Below are 25,098 nucleotides of genomic sequence, written 5' to 3'. Positions count from 1 at the left end.
TACCCCAGGCGATTTATCCGATGGGGCTGAGCATTTAGAGGCCGGGAATCTAGACTAGATCAACCCTACGAATTAATGAAAAAATCGTATACCCCACTAAGCGTGTTCCTGTTGTTAGGAGGCGCTTCCATTTGCCCGGATATCTTGGCTCAAGATGACGACGCAAGTGAAGAGATATTCGAGCTCAGCCCGTTTACGGTGACTGCAGAGGATAACGAAGGCTATCGTGCCACCAGCACGCTCGCAGGCACACGTCTCAAGACCAATCTGAACGAGGTGGGCACCGCCATTTCTATCATCACTGAGGAGTTCATGGATGATACGGGCATTACGGATGCATCCACTCTTTTGACGTTTACGCCCAATACCGAAATCGGCGGTTCGCAAGGTAACTTTGCCGGTGGCACGGTGACAGGTCGTGTCAACCAGACCGGAGCTCGTGACAACCCGCAGGGAAACCAGCGTGTTCGTGGTTTGGCCAGAGCGCAGAATACCCGGGACTACTTCCGTTCACCGATCCCATTCGATCGCTACAACACCTCCCGCGTAACTTTGAATCGCGGACCTAACTCCATCCTGTTCGGTGTCGGGCAGCTTGGTGGTGTCATCAACAACACGACTAAGAAGGCATCCTTTTCAGACATGCCGACTGAGTTCTCGCTCTCCTTCGATAACGAGGGCGGCCACCGGACGACTTTGGACCACAACATGGTCCTGATCGATGACCGCTTGGCGATTCGCTTCAATCTGATGCGCGAAGATCAGAAGTTCCAGCAGGAGCCAGCGTTTCAGGATGATCGACGTGCGTTTATCGCTCTTAACAGCGTCTTGCGCAAGGGCGACGATGGAGGCTTTCTAGGCCGTACGACTCTCCGCGCGAATGCTGAAGTCGCGACCCTCAAGGAGAATCCAGTAAACGTTATCCCGCCAAATGATGCGTTCACCGATTGGTTCAATTGGGATCACACGCTGCCTAAGGAGAAGTATCTCGATCTGGGTGTGAAGGTTCCAGGCTTCATCAACCCATCTAAGCTGATACCAAAGTACCTTCGCAACGCAAACGAAGGCTCGTGGGGCAAGACCGTTCTCGGTTTCCCATATTTCCAACAGTTGGGAGTGTTCTACAATGGCTCAGGCGACGGAACAGCGAACATGGGGATCCCCGGTTCGGACTTGGCAGGTGGCCAGGGTTCTAACCTGGGTCAAAACTACGGTTTCCAGACGACTCGTTCGATCTTCTCGAACGGCCAGTACCAAGGTGCTGGATTCACGGATCCAGTAATTATGGATACAAAGGTTTTCGACTACGAAAACCACCAGCTCACTGGCGATACCAATCGCAGAAACGAAAGCTACGATGTACAGAACGTTGTAATCGAGCAATTGATGTGGGACGGAAAGGCTGGTCTCGAGTTCAGTTTCGACAAGCAAGGCTATCATCGTGACTCCTTCTTCCCGTTCACTGGTCCGGACGGTGGTACTTTCGGGTTCAACTCGATCGGTATCGACATCCAAAAGACACTGCCGAACTCCACTGCCGACAATCAGGTGGAGAATCCGAATGTAGCGCGCCCGATCATTCGTAACATCGGATTGCCTACTTCTCACCGCTGGGTAGATTCGGAGGCTCTTAGAGCGACCGCGTTTGCTACACTTGACTCTCGCGAGTACTTCGAAGGTGGTCTCGGATCCATCCTTGGAAGTCATACGGTGACTGGAGTCTATGCGGAGGAGACGGTTGATAACCGCGGTATGACGAGCAACCTCTACTGGGGTGGAAACTTCGCTGACGGTTCCCCTTATACAAGCGGTAATCGCTTCGTAAATAAGGGTGAAGGCGACTGGGCTCGCTTGGTTGTATCAATGGCTTATGTTGGCGACAGCATGCTCGATGCGAATGGTCCGGAGGATGTTCGTATCTACCCAATGCATGCGAAGCTACCTCAAGACGGTGATGTATACACAATGTATTACACCGACTGGGAAACAAAGGTTAAGCAAGAGGGCCAGTTCCAGGTCAAGGAGCTCTGGGCCGGCGGCTGGATGGATGAGCAAATCACTGATTCGTGGTCAGGAAGTCTTCACAGTAAGTTCCTTGATAACCACCTCATCACATTGTTTGGCTATCGCTATGACCAAGTGTCCACTCGTATCCAAAAAGACCTTGATGCGGATGGAGATGACTCTACCAACGCCCGCCTCTGGGATGAAGAATTCGGTGGTTATGCTGGTGGATTCGATCCGGATGCGATGGTCTTGAGAGACGAAGCTGACGTTGTTGGCGAGCACTCGACTTCCTATAGCATCGTTGCGAAGTTCCCGGAGAAGCTGCTCTTCGAGTTGCCGTTCAACTCTGACTTGAACGTGTTCTATAACTACTCCGATTCCTGGGATCCCGCAGGCGGTCGTCGTTCTTCTGTCATGGGTGACATCATGGGGCCTCCTACTGGTGAGACCACAGAGTACGGCCTCATGCTAGACATGTTTGACCGTAAACTCTCGATTCGCGCTAACTGGTTCGAAACGGATTCCATCAACAACACGCTCCCTGGTGGAGCTGGTGGAGCAGTTAACTGGAGTACCAACAACATCACCAACTGGATGGGACGTTTGGCTGAAGCGCAAGCCGCAGGTCGTCCGTTCTACACTCCAGAAGTCGATCCTTCCGAATGGGATCCTGTATCCGGTCCACATGACGCGTTGACTCGAATGTACGCGACCTTCAATGCAGGTGAGTTCGATGCGATGAAGACTCCAAAGTACGGAGCCTTGAACGAGTTCGTCACTGGTGACGGGCAGACTGTAATGGTCAACTCATACGCCGACATGTACGAGTTGTACGCAAGCTTGCTCCCTGAGCCAGTTCGTTCACGCCTCAACCCACGCTATGATTCTGCGACAGGTATGGTCGTGAGCAATGATTTCGGTAGTGTTACAGGCATCACTAACTCAAGTGCCGAAGGTTTCGAACTCGAGGTTACTGGTAACCCAATCAAGGGGCTTCGCTTGACCGGAAACGTTGCTTTCCAGGAAACCACGCTGAGCGGAATTGCTCCGATTACGGCAGGACTGGTCGAGCAGATTTCTGCAAATATCCAAGAGTCCGGTTTGGGTAACGTCCGCGACAATCCGCTCGCTGATGCGAACAACACATTCGCAAGTCGTTACGACCAACGTGTGGAATCACCGCTTGCAGCCTCCCAGACAAAGGAAGGTCAAGTGAGTGAGGAGCAACGTAAGTGGCGCGTGAACTTTGTCGCTAATTACACCTTCCAAAACGACCACTTCCTGAAGGGATTTGGTGTTGGCGCAGGTGTTCGCTGGCAAGACAAGATCGCGACCGGTTACCCATTCTATCGGAATGAAGACGGCTTCGTAGTACCGATCCTTGAAGATGCGTTCTACGATCCGGACATCTGGTCTGGCAACGTGAACCTGAGCTATCGTAAGAAGTTCCAAAACGGTATCAATTGGACCGTTCGTCTAAACGCTTGGAACGCGTTCGGTTCTGACGGCATGCAGGCGGTTCGCCGTAATCCGGATGGTGAGCTCGCGGTCGCGCGTTTCACACCACCTACAAAGGTTACGCTCACCAACTCATTTAAGTTCTAGGTTGTAGTAGTTTAAGTACTAGCTCCACCCGTGGGTAGCGGGTGGAGCATTGCTGCACTTTCATTATGCACAGGAAGTGCTTGGGTAAGGCTGTGTCTGACTCATCTACGTTTCCTGTGCTTAATGAAATGTCGTGATCCGCTAGACCGACAAAATATGTTTCCCAAACTACATATTTCTATTCTCATTTCTGCCCTGTTTTTAGGGGGGCTTACCGCAACGGGTGATCAAGGGCTACCGTCTGCAGACCGTATTGAAATATACAAGACGATCGGTGACGTTGAGCTGAAACTACATATTTTCGAACCGCCCGGACACGATACTAGCCACAAGACTCCAGCTATCGTTTTCTTCCACGGTGGAGGATGGCGAGGCGGTGGATACACCCATTTCTCAGGGCAGTGTGAATACCTCGCGGAGCGCGGTATGGTAGCTATGACAGCTTCCTACCGTACAGAAAAAGGGCACGGAACAACTCCCCAAGAGTGTGTCAAAGATGCTAAGTCCGCAATTCGCTGGGTTCGCGCTCATGCAGACGAGTTAGGAATCGATCCGAATAGAATTGCTGCTGGGGGAGGTTCTGCTGGCGGGCACATGGCAGCTGCCACAGCGACCTTGAGGAAGTATGATGAGGAAGGTGAGGATACTGCTATTAGCTGCGTTCCTGATGCCTTGGTGCTCCTGAATCCCGTAGCTGACAACAGTTCAATCGGGTTCGGGCACAATCGGGTAAAGGAGTATTGGCGCGACTTTTCGCCCTTGCACAACATTGGTTCGGATGCTCCGCCAACTCTCATCCTTACCGGATCTTTGGATACGGCTTTCAAGGCTAAGAGTGCGAAGGCTTACAAAGAAAGAATGAGTGAACTGGGGCTTCGTTGCGATTTGATCATCTATAAGGGGCAGCCACACGCATTCTTCAATCGAGAGCGCAGCGAAAAGATGTATTTTCAGACGCTGCAAGACGCGGATACGTTTTTGACTTCTCTCGGCTATCTTCCGAATAAAGAAGACGCTGATAACAAGGAGATCGCCGAACTCGCTGCCAAGATGGATGGGGCGAGCGAAGATGGCCTGCATTGGCGCCTGAAGCTCTCGAATCCTCTGCCCATGCCTAAAGAAGCGGACTGGTTCGAGGACGCCGGACTCGGGTTGTTTATGCACTGGGGTCCGGCTTCCGCGCATTATGGTTCTCCTTGGGTGATGAGGCGACAGGCCAAGGACGGCTCGAACCGTCCTATGGTGATTGCCAAAGAGTACTACGAAACCTCGATGGGAAAATTCACGGCAAAGAGCTATGATCCTGAACCGTGGATGAAGGCGGCTAGCAAGGCTGGTTTTCGTTATGCGGTCCTTACTTCCAAGCATCATGACGGGTATACGCTTTGGCCGAGTGCACATAGCGACTTGGGAACCCAGACCTACCTCGAAGGTCGTGACTTGCTTCAGCCCTACGCTGATGCGGTGCGTAACAACGGCATGAAGCTCGGATTTTATTTCTCGGGTGTCGATTGGTGGTTGGATCGCGAATACATGAACTACAGCTGGGACAAAGAGAAGGGGTGGAACTTCGCCGGCCAGCCATTTGATGCTCAGACTTTAGAAGCTCTACCAATGGATATTGTTGAGCAAAAAAGGCAGATCGCGTTTGAGGTCATGGATCGTTATCGGCCTGACCTATGGTGGTGGGACTCGGGGTTGCCAGTTTCTCTCGAAGAGACAGCCGAGAGATACAACCCGAACATGCTCTTTAATAACCGTGGCAACTTCCATCATGGAGGCGTTAAGAAAGGAACGTATCCGGGCGCGCATTACGTAACTCCAGAGAATTTCCATATGGTCAATTGGGAGAACATGAAGCTCCTGCAGAAGCTTGGCCGAAAGTGGGAGGTGTGTATGAATTTCAACCGAGGAAAGGGTTGGTTTTACGAAGGCCGCACTGGCGATAGTGAGCACGTTGGTGGTTTGGAGGGCATACTGTTTGCTCTCGCTCGGGTGCGTTGTTGGGGCGGCAATATGTTGCTTAATATCAAGCCTCGCGAAGACGGTACGCTGCCGGAAGCAAACTATGATGCGTTCGCTAAAATGGGACGCTGGATGGAGTGGGGCGCTGTTTCCATGTTCGAGGTTGAGGGGACTCATTTTCCAGAGGAATCCAATGTTCCCGTTACTACCTCTAAAGATGGGGGAATCTGGTACCTGCACGCGCGGCCTGGTGAATCGCAATGGCAGAAAGGGGCGTTTTACGAACACTGCGAGCCGGGGAAGCCGATTCGAGTAAACAATGTTCCACGAATAACGTCAGCCAAGTCCTTGCGAACAGGCGAAGCTGTCCCGTTTAGGTATGAGGCTGGTACTTTAATGATCAACAATCCATCGGCCGGTCCGGATGGATTACACGAAGTTATCGAAATACGTTTTTTGTAGTATGAAGAATTTTCCTACACGCACAAAAGGTGCCGGCTGGGCTCGATGTCGGCTCATTGGACGAACGTTTGGCTTAGCCGGTATCCTTGTTTTGGCGACATCCTTGCTGGGAGCTCGAGAGGTCTCGAACTTCAATGCGGACTGGCGTTTTGATCGCTTTGGTCCAATGCCGGATGGAAGCGAACGGGCGGAGCCGACTGGTCTAGAGGCACCGTCCTTTGATGACGCAGGTTGGCGAAAACTCAACCTTCCGCATGACTGGGGTATCGAAGGTCCGTTTCGAGAGGACCTGCCAAATCGAACGGGCAAGCTACCGTGGGCTGGAATAGGCTGGTATCGAAAGTCCTTCGAGCTAAGCGATGAGGATGTCGGCAAGCGAATCTACATAGATTTCGATGGGGCGATGAGCGATAGCACCGTCTATCTCAATGGAGAGAAGGTCGGTGGTTGGCCGTACGGCTACGCGTCCTTTCGTATCGAGCTTACCGATGCTGTTAACTTTGGTGGTGAGAACGTGATTGCTGTACGGCTCGACAACAAACCTGAGTCATCCCGTTGGTATCCAGGGGGCGGTATCTATCGTAATGTTCGCTTGGTAAAAACCAACCCTGTTCACGTGGACCATTGGGGAGTCTATATTACGACTCCGGAAATTTCGGCTGAATCTGCCGAGGTGAAAATCGAGACTGAAGTCCGTGGCTCCGATGATGGCGTCGAGGTGGTTCATGAAGTGATCGAAACGGGAGTGAAGTCCTCAGGTGCAAACAGCACATTGATCATAGCCAACCCGAAGCTCTGGGATCTCGAGAGTCCTAATCTTTATACGCTGAAGACGCAGGTCATGCGAAAGGGTGTGGTAGTGGATACAGTTGAGACTACCTTTGGTATTCGAACGATTGAGTACAAACCCGAAGGCTTCTTCCTAAATGGAGAGAAGGTTTTCATGAAGGGGGTGTGTCAGCATCACGATCTCGGACCTCTCGGAGCGGCTATCAATACGCGAGCTATTGAACGTCAGATTGAGATTTTGAAGGAGATGGGCTGCAACGCCATCCGTACTGCTCACAACCCGCCCGCTCCGGAGTTGCTCGATCTGTGCGATCGTATGGGAATCTTGGTACAAGACGAGGCCTTTGATGTTTGGGGTAGGGGCAAGGCGGAAAACGATTACAGCCGATTCTTTCCGGAGTGGCACGAGAAGGATCTGCGAGCCATGATCAAACGCGACCGTAACCACCCCAGTGTGGTGATGTGGAGTACCGGGAACGAGATCAAAGAACAGAACAATAAAGCTGGCATAGCGGTGTCGCAGCGCCTGACAGATATCGTGCATGACGAGGACCCGACTCGCCCGGTGAGCGCTGGCTGTAATAACGAGAAGTCCGGCTTCAATGGGTTTCAAAAGACGCAGGATGTATTTGGATACAACTACAAAGCCAAGGAGAACGCTCGCGTGTACAAGCAGTTTATTGAGCGTAATCCTGATATCCCTCTCTATGGAAGCGAGACCGCATCATGCGTAAGTTCTCGCGGGGAGTATTTCTTCCCTGTCGTTGACGAGAAGGACCAAGGCAATGGTGGTTACTTCCAAGTGAGTAGCTACGACCTCGCAGCCCCGCCTTGGGCTTACAAGCCGGATGTCGAGTTTGAAGCCTTGGATCGATTCCCACAGATATTCGGCGAGTTCGTTTGGACGGGCTTCGACTATATTGGCGAGCCGACTCCTTATAATAAGGATACAACCAATTTGCTGAACTTCACGGATCCAGTAGAGCGCGAAAAGATGCGAAAGGAACTGGAGAAACTCGGAGGCAACATCCCTCCTCGTAGTTCGTACTTTGGAATCGTAGACCTGTGTGGCTTCCCGAAGGATCGCTTCTACCTGTATCAGGCTCGCTGGCGTCCGGATCTGCCAATGGCTCACATCTTGCCGCATTGGAACTGGGAAGAGCGTATTGGGAAAGTCACTCCCGTACATGTTTATACTTCAGGCGACGAAGCGGAGCTTTTCCTCAATGGCGAATCGCTTGGCCGCAGGAAGATGGGAGAATTTGAATACAGGTTGCGTTGGGACGATGTGGTGTACGAACCTGGCGTGTTAAAGGTTGTTGCTTACAAGAACGGCAAGCCTTGGGCGGATGCAGTTATGAAAACTACTGGCGAGGCTTCTAAACTGTCGCTTTCGGTGGATCGGGATGTGATCAATCCCGATGGGCAGGATCTCGCTTTTGTGACCGTTCAGGTATCTGACAAAAAGGGGCAGATGGTGCCGCGCTCGCATAATTCGGTTGAGTATACGATCGACGGTCCCGGTGAGATTATTGCGGTCGGGAATGGCGACCCGACGAACCACGAGTCCTTCCAAGCGACAAAACGCAAGGTCTTCAACGGATTGGCTCTCGTGGTCATTCGCTCGAAGGCGGGCGAACGCGGCAAGATCCGCCTCACGGCCAAATCCCAGGGCCTGAAGAGCGAGAAGATTGTTGTTCTGGCTAAATAGAAACGTGAAGTTCCCGTCGATAGGTATTGGGTTGTTGGCGACGGCTTATGCCGGAGCAATGGGTCTAGGTGACAAGAATCTAGATTCCCAATGGATTGAGTCGCTCACTCATCGGGGTGGGGATTTGGATACGAAGATTGTCGGATCTAAGGAAGACGGCACCTTGAAATACATCGGGATGCCTGTTGGTGGCATCGGTTGTGGTACGGTCTATTTAGGCGGGGACGGTCGTCTCTTCGTCTGGGATATCTTCAATCAGTTTCATGAAGGTGTGGTTGCCAATAAGGCGGAGCTTCCGCCGGAGCTTGAAGTACGCTATCAATCGCAGCACAAGGGGGCTTTGTTGAAGGAGCGAGATGGGGCCAACTATATCTCTCCTCCTACGCCAGAGCGTGATCCTGGTGGTTTCGAACAAGGCTTCGGCTTGAGAATTGGCGATCGGCTCCAGCGTTTCGAAGAGAAGCACTGGGCGGAAGTTGAGTTTCGTGGCGACTGGCCAATCGGAACCGTCAGCTATCGCGATCCTAAGACGCCGGTAGATGTTTCGCTACGCGCATTTTCGCCCTTCACGCCGCTGGAATTAGACGACTCCGCTCTACCGGTCACTGTGATGGAGTACACGCTGCGCAACACGTCCTCACAACCAGTGACGGCTGCCCTTTCGGGGTGGCTCGAAAACGCGGTTGGGCTGCATACCCGAAAATCGCATGGCGTAGAGCTCAAGAGTGAGTTTTCGGAACATTCGGAGCTAAGATTGCTGCAGCACAGTGCTGTACTTCCGAAAGGGAGAAAGGCTTCGGATAAACGTCCGGACATCGTTTTCGAGAGTTTTGAAGGGGTAAACTCCTATGGGACGTGGAAAGTCGAAGGAGACGCCTTTGGTACGCTTCCAGTTCATAAGCACAACGTCCCCGACTATATGGGAGGTCTCAAGTTGGAAGGAGAACGGACTGCTAATTCGCACGCTTCCGCTCCAGGCAAGACGCTTGCCGAAAAGGACGAGTCGCTTGGGAAGCTAATCAGCCCGACATTTACGATCGATCGTGACTATCTCCACTTTCTGATCGGAGGGGGAATGGATGAGAAACGGCTTTGCTTGAACCTTATCGTAGATGGCGAGACGGTGCGAAGCGCGACCGGTAAGGAATCCAATGCCATGGAGGCAGCTATTTTCGACTTAAGAGAGTGGCAGGGACGCAAAGCTCATATCGAAGTAATAGATAGTGCCTCAGGAAGCTGGGGGAACATCGGAGTCGATCATATCATTTTTTCGGATACGGAACCCGATGCGGAGTTGAGTTTCGCCGAAGCGGGCGATTTCGGGTCAATGGCTCTCGCTGTCATGGATGCCTCCGCTTCCGCGATCGAATATGATGGCATCCCAGGGTGGGAGAGTGAAGTGCTTCTTCAACCCGGCGAATCCAAGACGGTCACGTTTACGATCAGTTGGAATTTTCCCAATATCTACAAACTATGGGGATTTCCGGACGAGAAAAACTATTACTCGACGCGTTTTGTAGATGCCGAATCGGTTGCTCTGTATACGGCAAAGAATTTTGCCCGTCTAAAGGGCAACACGGAAAAGTGGACAAGGGTATGGTACGATTCGACTCTGCCAGAGTGGTTCATGGATCGCACGTTGCTGACGACGAATACGCTTCAGACGGCTAATAGTTGGATCTTTGACGACGGTCAGTTTTGGGCCTGGGAAGGTGTCGGGGCCTGTGCTGGCACATGTACGCACGTCTGGGGATATGCCCAAGGGGTTGGACGTTTGTTTCCTTCGCTAGAGCGAAACCTGAGAGAAGTCACGGATTTTGGATACGCTCAGGATCTGGAAACGGGAATGATCGATTTCCGGGGAGTAAACAACGCGTCTGCTGTGGACGGACAGGCAGGCATTGTGCTACGTACTTTGCGGGAACATCAGATGTCGCCAAATTCAGACTTCCTCAAGCGGGTTTGGCCAAAGTGCAAATTCGCATTAGAGGGGCTCATGCATCATGATACGGACTCCGACGGAATTTTGGATGGACCCCAACACAATACGCTCGATTCCGCTTGGTACGGGGAGGTGGCTTGGCTCAGCGGACACTATCTGGCTGCAGTAAAGGCCGGAGAGGCGTTGGCGCACGAAATGAGAGATGATGAATTCGCGGACGAGTGTCGCCAACTGGTTGAACGAGGATCACTCAACGTTGTAGAGCGACTGTTTGATCCGAAACGTGGATACTTCATCAACCGTGTGGATCCGAGTCACCCGGCTAGTGTCAACTCGGGTACGGGTTGCCATATTGATCAGGTTTTTGGACAGAGCTGGGCGTTTCAGGTGGGGCTTGATCGCGTGTTGCCCGCTAAGGAAGCTCATAGCGCGTTGCGGAAACTCTGGGATCACAACTTTCTTACCGATGTTAGCCAATGGCGTTTGGAAAACAAGCCGGGACGTTGGTATGCGGTTCCGGGGGAAGGTGGTTTGCTGATGTGCACCTTCCCGTATCCTGATTGGGATTACACTCGAGCTCTCGGTGTAAACGCGAAGTACGCATGGTCGGCGATGTACTTCAACGAATGCATGAGCGGGTTCGAGTACCAAGTCGCTTCGCATATGGTTTTCGAGGGCGAGCCTGATCTTATACAGAAAGGATTAGCGATTACACGCACCATCCACGATCGCTACAATCCCTCCAAGCGAAACCCCTACAACGAGATCGAGTGTTCGGACCACTATGCACGAGCGGCGGCAAGTTACGGAGTCTTTCTTGCGGCCTGTGGCTTTGAATACCATGGTCCCGACAAGCAAATTGGATTTGATCCACGTGTATCCCCAGAGGATTTCAAAGCGCCTTTTACCTCGGCGGAAGGCTGGGGCAGCTATCGCCAACAGCAGAATGGTGACGCGATGAATGCGGAACTCGTAGTGGAGCACGGTGTATTGGACGTTCGTACTGTGACTCTCCGCCTGCCGGAAGGCGCCAAGGCTGGCACTGCTAGCGTTTCGCTGAACGGAATAGATGTCCCATGCAGTACGGAGATAAAAGAAGGGCGTACCGTGTTAAGTTTGAGTAGAGATGTAGAGCTGAAGGAAGGGCAGCGATTGAACATTTTGTTCAAGTCAGATAAGGTATCATGATGAAACGGATTTTTCAGCTTCTACTATCTCTTGTTTTGCTGCCCGTACTCTATGCGGGACAGCCGAACTTCATTGTCTTCCTGACGGATGATCAGGGGTACAACGATGTTGGTTGCTATGGGGCGCCGAACCTGAAAACCCCGAACTTCGACCGCCTGGCAGAAGAGGGGGTGCGATTCACCAGCGCCTACTCGGCTGCTCCTCTATGCGGCCCCAGTCGTTCGGCTTTGATGACGGGGAGTTATCCGATCCGTATTGGCGAACCGGGTAATACAAAGGGGCTTCACACGATCCCGCATACCAAGGAGTTGATGATACCAGAAGTGTTGCGAGAAGTTGGATACACGTCCGCGATTATCGGGAAATGGCATGCGGGCGAAACGAAAACGCAAGGAGATCCCCTAAGCCAAGGCTTCGACTATTTCTTTGGTACTCCTAAGTACAACGGTAATACCAAACTGATTACGGATACCAAGTTACGGACTTCGGTCATGCGTAATCGAGAAGTTTTCATCGAAACGGTAGAGCAGGAGGAAATGAATCAGTTGACGACGATGTATACTGAAGAGTCGATACGGTTCATTACCGAAAACCAGGACAAGCCGTTCTTCCTCTACCTCGCTCACAATATGCCGCACACTCCACTGGGCGTGTCGGACAAGTTTCGAGGCAAGTCAGCAGGAGGGCTCTATGGGGACGTAATTGAGGAGCTGGACTGGAGCCTTGGTCAGATCCTCAATACGCTTGAGGAACTGGATTTGGATGAGAACACAGTGCTGGTTTTCGTCTCGGATAACGGGCCGTGGATCCATGAAAAGATTGGCGATCATGCGGGCAGTGCAGACCCACTACGTGGCGCTAAAGCGATGTCGTGGGAAGGCGGTTCAAGAGTGCCGTGCATCATTCGGTGGCCGAATATAATTCAAGCCGGACAAACCTCGGATGCCTTGATAACGCTTATGGATCTGTTGCCTACTTTCTCAGCATTGTCTGGATCTGATCTGCCTGGGGAGTTGCGGATAGATGGCAAAGATCTGACTCCGTTACTGACTGGTACAGTTGTGGAATCTCCGCACAAGTATTTCTATTACTACTGTTACACGCAGTTGCATGCTGTTCGTGATGCTAAATGGAAGTTGGTGCTTCCCCGCGTCGCGAAGCCGAAGTGGATGAAGTGGAGACGGCTCTCTATCGATGCGGTTAAGGAGATTGAACTCTATGATTTGGAATCGGATATTGGGGAAACGACGAATGTCGCTAGCATGTATCCGGAAGTTGTTGACCGCTTGTTGCGGCAGGTTGAATCCGCTCGTTCTGAACTTGGCGATTGTGATCGGATTGGAAGCGCAGCTCGATTCTACGACAGCGCTCCGAAACGGCCTGGGATTCTTGAATACAAGGACTGGGCTGCCTCTCGGAAAGGAGAGAAGCTGTAATGAAAATCGGATTATGTATTTTTCTCCTCCTTGCCGGGATGGTTAACGCTTCGGAATGGAAAGAGCGACTCGAGGATGAACTACCTTTGTTAGGACATCGCAACTGGGTCGTTGTCGCTGATTCGGCGTACCCATTGCAAACTGCACCTGGCATTTATACAGTCTATGCAGGAGGAGATCACGTTGAGGTCGTGAAGGAGGTGTTGGGAAGTGTTTCAAAACAAACGCACGTACGTCCTGTCATTTTCACCGACACCGAACTGAATTATGTCGATGAGACACACGCCCCGGGAATCGGTGATTTTCGAAAGCGACTAAATGCCGCCTTGGACGGTGCAACTGTCGAAACCTTACCACACATGGATATCATCAACGAACTCGATGCTGCTGGCGAAACGTTTCGGGTCGTTTTAATCAAGACGGATCTAACGCTTCCATACACATCGGTTTTTATGCGGCTCGACTGTGGTTACTGGAGCAGTGAAGCGGAAGATGCATTGAGAAAGGCGATGGAAAAGTAGCCGCGGAGCGCAGTCCGCTTATTTCGTATGCAATCAGTTCGCGACAGTCATACTCTCAACAAGAGTGCGGAAGCTTTTACGCTTTTGGCCTTAGCGTTTTTGTCGGCCTGCGACTTGTCTGTGTCTTTTAGTGGAAGTTCTAATCTCGAGAGGGGCTGGAATATGCACAGAGACCGGTGTAGTACTAAAGAGAGAATTGATGATCCGGCGAATGGGAGTGGTAGCTCTGTCGGCTTCAGAATCGCATCGGAATTGAAATGAGGTTAAGTGCCACAATCCGATTGTTCGCTTTCTGCTTGATTCCGTTTGGTATCTTGATCGCGGATACGTCTGTATCTATCGATGTTGATACGCAGGAACATCCGATTACGGACATGGTTCTTGGAACGGGGTTAATCTATTCTTGGAATGCTGATTCCGTTTATGGAAGCGAGGAAGTCGCCCATATCATGAAGGATATCGGCTTTGGGGCTTTGCGTTGGCCGGGCGGGACTTTGGTTACTTTTTACCATTGGGATGATTTAAACGGGCAAGGATGGTTGGATCATTGGGACCCGGACTATGACCGAGAGCTGAAAGACCAACCTGCTTCGAACTATATGGATTTGGACGAGTACTTGGCTCTTATTGATAAGACGGGTTCCGAAATCATGCTTGGCGTGAACATGAGCTCGGGTAAGGAGTGGGATCGCGAGGCTGAAGGCGTCGAGGAAGCTCGACAGCTGATGATCTACTGCAAGTCGAAGGGCTATGATGTGAAGTACATCTACTTCGACAATGAGAGTTTTCAGGAGGGCAACAACTACAACCGCGATGACAATAATGACGGTCAGTCGTGGGATGCGGCCAGCTACGCGCATTCTTTCAATTTGTATGCCGCTGCAGTTAAGGAGACTTACCCGGACGCGAAGCTTATAGCGAACGCGCACAACGACGTTACGGGACCGAGCTTTAGGCATCACATGCAAGAGATGCTGCCCATCGCGGGACACAATATCGACTTTGTGGATGTGCATTATTACTGGCAGTGGGCGACTGCAAGTTGGGATATTTGGAAGTCCCAGAGGCCGATGACACGCAAGGGCAGCGAGACTTACGAAGACTCAGTAGAAGCGGCCAACAAGTATTTCGTCGACGAAGGGTATCCCCATATCCGACTTGCCATCATGGAATGGAATATCGCTCCCGGTCCTTGGGAGACGGATACGAACCACAACAAATTTCGTACCGCTCTGATGCAGTCCGAGATGCAGATGCAGTTCATCAAAGGAGGATTGGACATCGGAATGCTTTGGGCATTTGGGGTCCCTTCGGTAGATTCGAGTAACGACAAGCATGTCGTGCACAAGGGAAAAGCCAATGCGACGGTGCTTTGGATGTGGCTGTATTCGAAGGCGGCTGGAAAAAGTGTGGTGGATACTGATTCAAGCAAGGAGGGCATCCATGTCGTTGCGTTGGAAGGGGAGTCAGGAGAGCTGTTAATCTACTTGTTAAACAAGAACGATACGGATGAAGCTGTTTCCTTTGATCTTGATGGCTACGGTTTGGCAGATGTTTCCGAAGCTTGGCGCTTTCACGATGGAGGGAAGGGATTGGGCGCCTTGGAACGGATCGGTTTGTGGGAAGTGGATTCGACATTGAAAACGACGCTTAAGGCCAACTCGGTAAATATGATAGGGCTGGGCTACGCTGCGGTCGAGGAACCGCTTGTTCCAGATCTGAAGGCTGAGTTATCGGTTGCAGTTCCAAACGGAGTCATTGCTGCGTGGGAGAAATCGGCAGGCGCTCCAGATCGGTCTGTACCGGGAGTTGAGGCATGGCTGGGTGGGCGCTATTTTAAGATTGATGGTACAGCGGGATCAACCGATGGAAACTACGGAGAAAGTATCGATGGAGCTAATACGGATTTAGGCGTCTTTTCCGTGCGAATGTCCGAAGGGCAGAATTATATCAGCTTCGAAGTCGTGAACGACTCCGGTGCGCCTCTACGATTGGATGAGGTTCATTTCGATTATGCTCCATGGTGGTTGGCTTCGCCAAAGGATGTTTTTCTCGAATATGTTGACGGGGATCTGTCGAACCTTCCTAGGGGGACAGAATTGTTAAGCTTTGAGGGCCTTCCGAACTTGGGAAAGAAGGCCGGCGACTTTTACGATTTTGATTGGTCCTTCGAAAGCCTTAGCGATCGAGTCCTGGCGCATGGCGAGAGAGCTGTTTTCCGGCTCGTAGTCTCTAATTCAACGCCAGGCGGGGAGTCGGCTTCGGGAGGCTTAGACAATATAGCGATCACAGGCGCCAGTCTTCCAGGTGAGGCTGAGGGGATGGTATTCAAGTGGCTCGGAGAGACTGGTAGGGAATATGGCTTAATGAAGTCTTCGACTCTCACGCCAAACGATTGGGAAGCTGTTGCGGAACCGGTATCGGGAATGCCCGGAGGCATGTCGTCGGCAGCTGAATTGGAACGAGACACTTCTTTCTTTCGTATAGAAGTGAAGCCTTGAGGGATGATTTAGAAAACGAACGATTTTGAATGAAACTATGAAATTCTTAAAGTATTTAAAAATAGGATACTCGGTGCTGTTTGTGATGTTGTTCTCATCAGGACTGGCTCGCGAGGTTCAAGTGTTCGATTTCGATTGGCGATTTGCATTAGGCGATCATGAACAAGTGAACACTGCTGGGTACTCGGACAACCGATGGCGTTTGTTGGACCTACCGCACGATTGGTCGATTGAAGGGGAGTATGATGAATCTCATCCGGGCGGAATTGCGATGGGCTTTTTGCCAGCTGGTATTGGCTGGTATCGAAAGACTTTCGATTACGATTCGGAGTGGGATGGGAAACTCGTTTCGATAGAGTTCGACGGCGTTTACATGAACAGCGATGTTTGGATCAACGGCAAGCACCTTGGGAAGCGTCCCTATGGGTACATCAGTTTTGGATACGATCTTACTCCCTACTTGAAGCCCGGGCAGAATGTGATTGCGGTTCGCGTTGACAACAAGAAGGTGCCAAGTGGGCGTTGGTATACGGGGTCTGGAATCTACCGCTCTACGAGACTGACGATTACGGATCCCGTTCGCGTGGAAAAATGGGGGCATTACATTACGAGTGAGCGTAGTGAGAAAACGGGCATTCGCACTGTAACAGTTGAAACCTCGATTCGAAACGAATCTGAAAAAACGAGAAAGCTCACTGTTGAGACAAACGTCTTCAGTCCGTCTGGAACTCTCGTCGCTAGTTCCTCAGAGCAAGTGAAACTTCAGTCAGGTGAGCGCAAGGTGCTCGATCCTCGTGTTGAGTTAAAAAAGCCAGATTTGTGGTCGCCCGATTCACCTGCTCTTTACGTTGCGGAAACGAGAATAATCGAGAAAGGAAAGCAGCGCGATGCGTACGAAACGCGTTTCGGAATCAGAGATTTCGAGTTTCACGCAGACATGGGATTTTCACTGAACGGTATTCCCACAAAGCTAAAAGGAGTGTGCATGCACCATGATGCGGGCCCATTGGGTGCTGCGGTTCCGTTCGATGTATTGCGACAGCGCTTACAGCTACTTAAGGATATGGGCTGTAATGCGATTCGCACCTCGCATAATCCCTTCGCCCCTGAGTTCTACGATATGTGTGATGAGATGGGCTTTTTGGTGATGGATGAGGCTTTCGATGGTTGGGGGAAGCCAAAGGCCGCACATGATTATGGGCACTACTTTGACGAATGGTGGGAGCGGGATTTAGAGGATTTCATCAAGCGGGACCGGAACCATCCGAGTGTCATTATTTGGAGTATTGGAAATGAGGTCCATGGGTACACGAAGGAGTGGCAAAAGCGTCTAGTGGACTTTGTTAAGGATTTGGATCCTACACGTCCTGTGACCCAAGGGCGTGGATACGCAGGTCCTCACATTGACATTGCCGGTTTTAATGGCCACGGCGAGTTTCGCGGAACCTTCGAAAAGTATCGGAAGGATTTTCCGGAACGAACGATTATCGGTACTGAAATTACACATACGCTACAAACTAGAGGCGTCTATCGTACCAAGACCTGGTACCGTGTTCGCGACAATCCGGCTCCTTGGGAGATTGGAAAGAAATTCTCTTCGATCGAGGACCGCGTTTACAAGATTCCTGATTTGAGCGAAGAGGAAGTGTTTGTCGATGAGCCACGGCAATATGACTCAAGCTATGATAATAGCATTGTGAGGATCGGTGTAAGGGATGAGTGGATGCGAGTTCTCGACAATGACTATTACACCGGAAACTTCCGCTGGACCGCATTCGACTACATTGGCGAGTCGTTTGGTTGGCCCGCCCGGACCGCTAACTTCGGGATCATCGATTTGGCCGGAATTCCGAAAGATCACTACTATTTGTACCAGAGCCTTTGGAGCGACGAGCCAATGGCCCACATCTTGCCGCATTGGACCCATCCAGGTAAGGAAGGCATCGAAATTCCTGTTGTTGGCTACACGAACGGCGATACGGCTGAGCTTTTCTTGAACGGAGAGTCTCTAGGCGTGCAAGCGGTTGACCAGCGAAAGGATACGGTTTGGATGGTTCCGTACGAGTCGGGTAGTCTTCGGCTTGTATCCAGAAAAGACGGAAAGACTGTTGCGGTAACATCTGTGCGTACTGCGAAGTCTGCTAAGAGCGTCACGCTTGCCCTCGATAAGGAGATTGTGCGAGCAAATCGCAAAGATGTCGTGCGTGTTGATATCGAAATCTGCGATGCAAAAGGGAATTGCGTGCCGCTTGCTGACAATCGTGTAGAAGTTGCGATCTCAGGACCAGGTCGACTGATCGGAGTCGAAAACGGAGACATTCTGGACCTGGATCCGCATAAGGTTTCCAGTCGAAAGGCCTTTAGGGGCAAGCTTGTTGCGTTTGTTCAAGCAGGGGATGTGGAAGGGGCGATCGACCTCGTCGTTTCCGGTGAAGGGTTGAAGTCTCAGCGAGCGAGCATCACGGTTGTCTCGGAAGAACCTGCCGCGTTTGAAGTGACACGAAACTATAATTAGAAAAGAATAGATTAATGGATACATTTAGAAGCTTAACTTCCTTGCTTTTTGCGAGTTTGGTGTTGGTGCAGTCGGGATTTTCAAGTGAGCGAAAATCGGAACTTCCCAACATCATTTACATTCTGGCGGATGATTTAGGGTATGGTGACCTGAGTTGCTTTGGTCAGGAAAAGTTCGAAACACCGAACATTGATCGAATGGCTCGGGAGGGCATGCTTTTTACGCAGCATTACTCGGGAAGTTCTGTTTGCGCTCCTTCGCGGTCGAGTTTGATGACAGGCTTGCATACCGGTCATACTCAGGTCCGGGGAAACAAGGAGATCCAGCCTGAGGGACAAGAACCCTTGAGGGGCGAGTGGGTGACGGTAGCTGAAGCCTTGCAAGAAGTGGGGTACGTGACAGGTGCCTTTGGAAAGTGGGGGCTTGGTTTTCCTGGAAGCGAGGGCGATCCGCTCAATCAAGGGTTCGATGTCTTTTATGGTTTTAACTGCCAACGTCTCGGACATCACTACTATCCGCACCACTTATGGGACAATGATCAGAAGGTTATTCTGGAGAAGAACGCAGGTAACAAGACTGGCACCTACGCTCCCACAATCATTCACGACCGGACTCTTGAGTTTATCGAAGACAACAAAGATCAGCCGTTCTTCTGTTATGTACCATCAATTATTCCACATGCGGAATTGTATGCTCCGGAGGAATACATGGAGAAATATCGCGGAAAACTGCTGCCCGAGCTGGACTATGATGGCGTGGACGATGGGCCAACTTTCCGCCAAGGCCCTTATGGCTCGCAACCAGAGAGCCACGCTGCCTTTGCGGCTATGATTGACCTGCTCGATCATCAAGTTGGCGAGATTCGCGCCAAAGTGGAAGAACTCGGGATTGCCGAGAATACGCTCATCATTTTCACGTCCGACAACGGTGCCCATCGCGAGGGCGGAGCGGATCCAGACTACTTCAACAGTTCGGGCGAGTTGCGAGGGACGAAGCGCGATTTGTACGAGGGAGGCATCCGAGTGCCGATGGTTGCCTATTGGCCGGGCAAGGTTGCTGCGGGACAGACATCAGAACACATCTCCGCGTTTTGGGACATGTACCCCACGTTCGCGGCCATGACTGGAGCGAAGGTTCCTGCGGAGATCGATGGCTTGTCGATGTTGCCAACGTTGCTCGGAGACGGCCAACAGGAGCAGCACAAGTACCTCTATTGGGAATTTCATGAAAAGGGTGGACGGGTCGCGTTGCGGAAAGGCGACTGGAAGGCGGTTCGCTACAATGTTGCGACCAAGCCGAATTCTCCTATGGAGCTGTACAATTTGGCGGAGGATATTGGGGAGACGCGAAATGTTGCCTCCTCCTATCCTGAGATCGCCCGGGATTTGGCTAAGCTAATCAAAAAGGCCCGGGTGCCTTCAGATGAGCCGAAATTCAATTTCCCGAATCCGAAGGACTACAAGGCCTATGACGCGGGCAAGAAATAGGTGACAGTCATCTGAGTTTTTTCGGGCGTTCCCCCACGTAGGGAGGACACCGTTTGAGTGGGATGATTCCTACTGCTAGGTCCAAGGCGTTATGCTTTGGGCCTTCTTGTTTTCGCAGGCGAGCCCGAATCTTGGATTCAGATTGCTGGGGCGTGAGCAATGCTCCGATAGGTCCACTTACGACTCGTTTGCATCGAATAAACAAGTACGTGCTTCGATTTTCCTAACCCGGATTACGGGGGATCTGTCACTCTTGGGGATCCGACCGATGGTCGATTTCGATACCTCCGTTTGAGTTCAGACTTATGACTTGTTTCCCAAATACTCCTACCCGAATTGCCTATTGCGATCGCATTCTTTGGGGGAGATTCTTGAGTGCATTGCTCTTTGTTTTTTGGGGCGATCTGCTACGCGGCGACTCATTGAGTGTAAGGATCGATGTCGACCGTTCGGGTCATGAGATAAGTCCTCACCTCGTTGGCCTGCATCAGGTTTACACGTTCACGCCTGATCATGTTTTCGAGGAGGGGGCTTTTACGGAATGGGTGTCGAAAAGCGGTTTCTCGACTTCGCGTTTCCCAGGTGGATCTACGGTGAAATATTGGGATTGGGAAGCTCCGACTGGACAGCCTTTCGAGGACCCCTTGTCACCGGAATTCGATGCCAGTCTGAATGAATCTGAGACCGAGTGGATGAGTTTGGATGAATATCTCGGCTTTGTGGAGGCGACAGGGATGACGCCTTTGATTGGAGTGAACTCCTATCTTGGCACCGTGCACGGGGTGGAAGAGGAAATGATCGAGAAGGCGGTTCGTTCGGTGCGTTACGTGAAGGAACGTGGCTTTGGCGGCGGATTTTGGTACATCGGCAACGAGGAGATGTATAAGCATGGAGGGCCGGAAGGGTACGCTCGGGTCTTTCGCAGGTACGCTGAACGAATGAAGGCTGAGGATCCGGAAATCAGGATCTTCTGGAACGACAACAATCCGACCGAAAGAAAGATAAGGGCGTTTCTGGAAAATGATGGCGGCACAGCAGATGGACTTGAAGCTCATGGCAAATGGCCGTTTGGCGGTTCTCCGAACCTTCCTTCAGCCTCCTATGAAGAGTGGTTGGATGAGGTGCCGTTAAGGGATCGCAAGAATGGCGATCGGAAAGAGGGAGGCCGTCGCTGGCGAGATGCGGCGGATGAATACAGGGAAATCGCGGCATCCATGGGCAGGGACTTGCTGATAGCCAACAACGAATACGGGTTTGGGAAGAAGAGCTATGCCGGCTCTTTCCCTCGCTACGAAAAGGGGCTTTTGGTGACGGAGTTCTTGATGGAACTATTAATTGGCAACTGGGACATGACCGCATTTTGGGATCTGACCCGGGGTACGGTAGATGGTGTTCTGGATAAGCAAAACGACTACCGAGTGAATCCAGCTGGGCTAGGGATGGCTCTGCTGGCCGATGCTCAGGGCGGCCAGTTTCTTCACACTGTGGAAACAGAGATTCAGAGTGTGCATGGTTTCGCAGCACGTAAGGACGGAGCGATTCTGTTGTATTTGCTGAACAAGACAGTCGAGTCTCAATCCTGCGAAATCGCTATGCGCGGAGCTAGGGCGAAGGAAGTCGCTCTGCAGTTCCTTGTAGAATCTAAGGATGGCTATGCGGAGCTGACTCAGGGCCGGTTCACTGCCTCCAAAGGAACTGTGCAAGTCGAGTTGCCAGCAATGAGTTTCGCGAAGATTATCCTTCGGGATCCAGTGGATACGGTATCAGTCCAGTCGATGAGGAAAGACGTGAGCGGCTTTCAAGCTACGAACTAAGCGAGTGAGGGATATGAATAATATGAAATTGAACGTCTCTGATGTATTGAAAAGAGGATACGCGATTGCGGTATTTTGGGTGGTCGGGGTTATGGGATTGGGCGAGTGCGAAGCCTACGGAAAAGATAAGCCCAATATTATTTGGCTGATGGCTGAAGATATCGGTGCCGACCTGGAATGCTATGGGATGGAAGGAGTGGAGACTCCCAATCTGAATCGACTCGCCGAAGAGGGCGCGCGTTTCACGAGCGTTTATTGCCCGAGTCCAATTTGTTCACCAAATCGCTCTGCCATGATGGTGGGAGTGGATCAGACTGAGTTCGGAGCGCAACACCATCGGAGCAATCGCAATGTTCCCCTGCCGGCTCCTTATAAACCGATGACGCACTGGCTCAGGGAAGCTGGATACACCAATATTATTGGAAGCAATCTAGTGATGAGCAAGGGAGGAAAGATCGACTGCAACTTTAAGACCAAGATGCTGGGTGAGTATGATGGTGTTAAGCAGTTTGGGCTCTTCGACAAAAGGCTTGAGTATACAGAGGCGGACCAACCGTTCTTTAACCAGATCCAGCTCGTCGTCACGCACCGGGGGGACTGGTGGAATGAGGTACGAAACAAGGCGCCGTCGCCAGTGTTGCTCGATGAAATCGATTTGCCTCCCTATTACGCGGATACACCGGAGGTCAGAGCGGACTGGGCGACTTATCTGGATACGATCGAGTACATGGATGGCGAGGTCGGCTTGCTGATGGATGAGTTGGAATCCAAAGGGATGGATTCGAATACGGTGGTGATTTTTATCGGCGACAACGGTCGGTGCAACTTGCGGGGAAAGGGGTATTTATATGAGCCAGGTATTCGAGTTCCAATGATTGTTTGGGGGCCTGGTATCATTGAAGCGGGTACAGTGGTGGAAGAACTAGTGAGTGTTACCGACATTACTGCATCGATACTGAACCTCGCAGGGGCAGAAATACCGGAGTATATGACGGCTCGTCCGGTCTTTGGGGTGGAGAATCCAGAGTTTAGAGAATACGTCCGTTCCGCTCGTGATATTTGGGATGAGATCGATGATTGCTCTCGGAGTATCGTGGCGGATGGTTTCAAGTATATTAGGAACTATATGCCGGAAGTTCCGTGGGATGCAGGGCAGGCTTACTTGGATCTCAATCGCCCAGCTGTTCACGTTATGCGCGAGCTAGATCGAAACGGGCGTCTTAGCGAAGAAGAACGAGTCTTCTTTCAGGAACGTAAGCCGAAGGAGGAATTGTACGATCTTAAGTCAGACCCACATGAAATGAGGAATTTAGCGAAGGATCCGGTCTATTCGGAGGTGCTTATGCGCATGCGAGGCTACGAGGAAAAGTGGTTGGCGGAGCACCGTGACTACGGCCTAGAGGATTTAGGGAGACGTGAGGTTGAGGAGGCTCTTGCGGCTTATCAAGTTCGCGATGTCTTGCAGAAAGAGTATCCTGAGGTTTGGAAACAGCTAGAGGCCGGTGAACTCGTAAAGACGAAAGCCTTCATGAAGAAACATGGAAAGAAGAAGATGTAGTTGCAGAATGGGTAATTCTTGCATGAACGCGGATCGACGAATTTTTGTTATGAGAAAATTGATTTTAATAGGGGCGATGACCTTGGGGCTTATTGTGAGTTTTTCGCGCGCATCGGATCGTCCAAATATTATTAACATCGTGGTGGACGATTTGGGCTTCGCTGATATGAGCTTTAAGTCGTTTGCTCCGGAAGATGTATCCACCCCGGGAATCGATCGTTTGCGATCTTTGGGGATCCATTTTGACAATGCTTATGCGACGGCACCGGTTTGTAGTCCTGCGAGAGCGGGCCTGATTACGGGTCGCTACCAGCAGCGCTGGGGCAACTATTGGTTCAGTGAAGGCGGTTTACCGCATCGTGAGGTAACGATTCCAGAAGCGTTGAGGACTAATGGTTATCGGACCATGATGATCGGAAAGTCTCATCACAATGGAGGCGAAGCTTATCATCCATTGGATCACGGTTTCGACGAGTTTCTTGGGTTTATTCATCATACGCATGACTACCTGCGTTTAAGCGAGAAGGATGTAGAGAAGTACGGGGAGAAAAATGCGCGACAAGCGACGATTGGTCCCTTGACACGTGGGCGAGATGAGAAGGTGTCGTATGAGGATGAATACATTACCGACGTTTTGACTGATGCTGCAGTTGAATATATGGGCCGTGAGGGCGATGGACGTCCTTATTACCTCCGACTCAACTACAATGCTGTTCATCATCCGACCTATGTGGGTGATCCGAAGCAATTGGAGAAATTCGGGATTGAACAGTTCCCGTTTTGGGATCCTGAAGAAATGGCCTGGAAAAAGTGGCACAAGAAATGGGGATGGCTGGGCGAAGTCGATCCTGATGGTCGCCTCCGATATCTTGCAGCTTTGGCGTCTTTGGATGAGGCTATCTCTAGAATATTGGATACATTGGAATCCAAAGGTGAACTGGAGAACACGATCATCGTCTTTAGTTCAGACAACGGTGGCACAATCAATACCTATTCAGACAATGGACCTTACAGCGGATTCAAGTACACCTTGCAGGAAGGCGGGGTGCGTACGCCTCTGATCTTCGCGTGGAAGGGGAATTTGCCGCAGGACGTGACGCGCTCTCAGTTGGTTTCCACAATGGACATTTTCCCAACCTTGTTAGCCCTGAGTGGGAGCAGTCAGATTGGAGATCGAGATGGGATTTCCCTGCTTGAGTGTATTGAGAATCCGAAAGCGTCAGGGCACGAAAAACTCGTCTTCGACGATGGGCAAAGCAGCTGGGCTGTGCGCTACGGGAAGTGGCGACTTGCTTATCGTGAAAAGCCTAAGAAAAGTGAGTTGGACTCGTTCAGATTAACCGAAGATGGCAAAGCGGTTCGATCAGACCCCGTTTTATTCCCTGAAGGTACGTTTCTTTACGATATCGAGGTCGATCCCGCTGAGAGCGTGAATCTCGTGGATCAACATCCTGAGTTGGTGGAAAAACTGACGAAGCTATATCGCGGATGGAAAAAGGAGATGTCCCCACCTGTTAAGACGGCTCCGATCCGTTGACAGGCGTGAGAAATCGGCTTGGCATTGGACAGATGATTTATCTGACGAATTCTGACAGTT

The 25,098-nt window shown here is 51.3% G+C and carries 12 protein-coding genes; all 12 read left to right on the top strand.

Annotated elements, in window-relative coordinates; genetic code table 11:
* Window positions 1-75: 75 nt before the first annotated feature.
* The 12 genes from JIN87_RS03360 (at window position 76) to JIN87_RS03305 (ending at window position 25,038) form a co-directional block, all read left to right on the top strand.
* Window positions 76-3,612, top strand: a complete 3,537-nt coding sequence (locus JIN87_RS03360; RefSeq protein WP_200354105.1) for a TonB-dependent receptor plug domain-containing protein — start codon at window positions 76-78, stop codon at window positions 3,610-3,612.
* Window positions 3,613-3,768: 156 nt separating this feature from the next.
* Entirely contained in the window at window positions 3,769-6,039 is a 2,271-nt protein-coding gene (locus JIN87_RS03355; RefSeq protein WP_200354104.1) for an alpha-L-fucosidase, read from the top strand.
* 1 nt (window position 6,040) lies between these two features.
* Window positions 6,041-8,539 carry a glycoside hydrolase family 2 TIM barrel-domain containing protein gene (locus JIN87_RS03350; protein ID WP_200354103.1) on the top strand — a complete coding sequence of 833 codons (2,499 nt, stop codon included), beginning with the start codon at window positions 6,041-6,043 and terminating at the stop codon, window positions 8,537-8,539.
* A gap of 4 nt (window positions 8,540-8,543) precedes the next feature.
* Entirely contained in the window at window positions 8,544-11,669 is a 3,126-nt protein-coding gene (locus JIN87_RS03345; RefSeq protein WP_200354102.1) for a GH116 family glycosyl-hydrolase, read from the top strand.
* Window positions 11,666-13,105: a sulfatase family protein gene (locus JIN87_RS03340; protein ID WP_200354101.1), complete on the top strand. Its 1,440-nt coding sequence runs from the start codon at window positions 11,666-11,668 to the stop codon at window positions 13,103-13,105. The genes JIN87_RS03345 and JIN87_RS03340 overlap by 4 nt, the downstream gene beginning before the upstream one ends.
* Window positions 13,105-13,626: a hypothetical protein gene (locus tag JIN87_RS03335; protein WP_200354100.1), complete on the top strand. Its 522-nt coding sequence runs from the start codon at window positions 13,105-13,107 to the stop codon at window positions 13,624-13,626. Before JIN87_RS03340 ends, JIN87_RS03335 begins: the two co-directional genes overlap by 1 nt.
* 257 nt (window positions 13,627-13,883) lie before the next feature.
* Window positions 13,884-16,127 (top strand): hypothetical protein, encoded by a 2,244-nt coding sequence (locus JIN87_RS03330; protein WP_200354099.1) that lies wholly within the window; start codon window positions 13,884-13,886, stop codon window positions 16,125-16,127.
* Window positions 16,128-16,164: 37 nt separating this feature from the next.
* Window positions 16,165-18,642, top strand: coding sequence for a glycoside hydrolase family 2 TIM barrel-domain containing protein (locus JIN87_RS03325; protein ID WP_200354098.1), 2,478 nt, complete (start codon window positions 16,165-16,167; stop codon window positions 18,640-18,642).
* Between the two features lie 14 nt (window positions 18,643-18,656).
* Window positions 18,657-20,129, top strand: a complete 1,473-nt coding sequence (locus tag JIN87_RS03320) for an arylsulfatase (RefSeq protein WP_200354097.1) — start codon at window positions 18,657-18,659, stop codon at window positions 20,127-20,129.
* Between the two features lie 422 nt (window positions 20,130-20,551).
* Entirely contained in the window at window positions 20,552-21,943 is a 1,392-nt protein-coding gene (locus JIN87_RS03315) for a hypothetical protein (RefSeq protein ID WP_200354096.1), read from the top strand.
* 13 nt (window positions 21,944-21,956) lie between these two features.
* Window positions 21,957-23,501: a sulfatase family protein gene (locus JIN87_RS03310; protein WP_200354095.1), complete on the top strand. Its 1,545-nt coding sequence runs from the start codon at window positions 21,957-21,959 to the stop codon at window positions 23,499-23,501.
* A 49-nt stretch (window positions 23,502-23,550) separates the two neighbouring features.
* A complete protein-coding gene (locus tag JIN87_RS03305) occupies window positions 23,551-25,038 on the top strand; it encodes a sulfatase family protein (RefSeq protein ID WP_200354094.1) in 1,488 nt (495 codons plus the stop codon).
* The last annotated feature ends 60 nt before the right edge of the window (window positions 25,039-25,098 follow it).

The sequence above is a fragment of the Pelagicoccus mobilis genome (assembly GCF_016595505.1).
Taxonomy (GTDB): domain Bacteria; phylum Verrucomicrobiota; class Verrucomicrobiia; order Opitutales; family Opitutaceae; genus Pelagicoccus; species Pelagicoccus mobilis.
Note: the sequence above shows the minus strand (reverse complement) of the source record. Positions and strands in the feature narration are given on the sequence as shown.

Bases quoted from the DNA above. Each gene is read 5' to 3' on its own strand.
- JIN87_RS03355 (WP_200354104.1), top strand. From the start codon at position 3,769: ATGTTTCCCAAACTACATATTTCTATTCTCATTTCTGCCCTGTTTTTA.
- JIN87_RS03310 (WP_200354095.1), top strand. From the start codon at position 21,957: ATGAATAATATGAAATTGAACGTCTCTGATGTATTGAAAAGAGGATAC.
- JIN87_RS03325 (WP_200354098.1), top strand. From the start codon at position 16,165: ATGAAATTCTTAAAGTATTTAAAAATAGGATACTCGGTGCTGTTTGTG.
- JIN87_RS03335 (WP_200354100.1), top strand. From the start codon at position 13,105: ATGAAAATCGGATTATGTATTTTTCTCCTCCTTGCCGGGATGGTTAAC.
- JIN87_RS03340 (WP_200354101.1), top strand. From the start codon at position 11,666: ATGATGAAACGGATTTTTCAGCTTCTACTATCTCTTGTTTTGCTGCCC.
- JIN87_RS03330 (WP_200354099.1), top strand. From the start codon at position 13,884: ATGAGGTTAAGTGCCACAATCCGATTGTTCGCTTTCTGCTTGATTCCG.
- JIN87_RS03320 (WP_200354097.1), top strand. From the start codon at position 18,657: ATGGATACATTTAGAAGCTTAACTTCCTTGCTTTTTGCGAGTTTGGTG.
- JIN87_RS03350 (WP_200354103.1), top strand. From the start codon at position 6,041: ATGAAGAATTTTCCTACACGCACAAAAGGTGCCGGCTGGGCTCGATGT.
- JIN87_RS03305 (WP_200354094.1), top strand. From the start codon at position 23,551: ATGAGAAAATTGATTTTAATAGGGGCGATGACCTTGGGGCTTATTGTG.
- JIN87_RS03360 (WP_200354105.1), top strand. From the start codon at position 76: ATGAAAAAATCGTATACCCCACTAAGCGTGTTCCTGTTGTTAGGAGGC.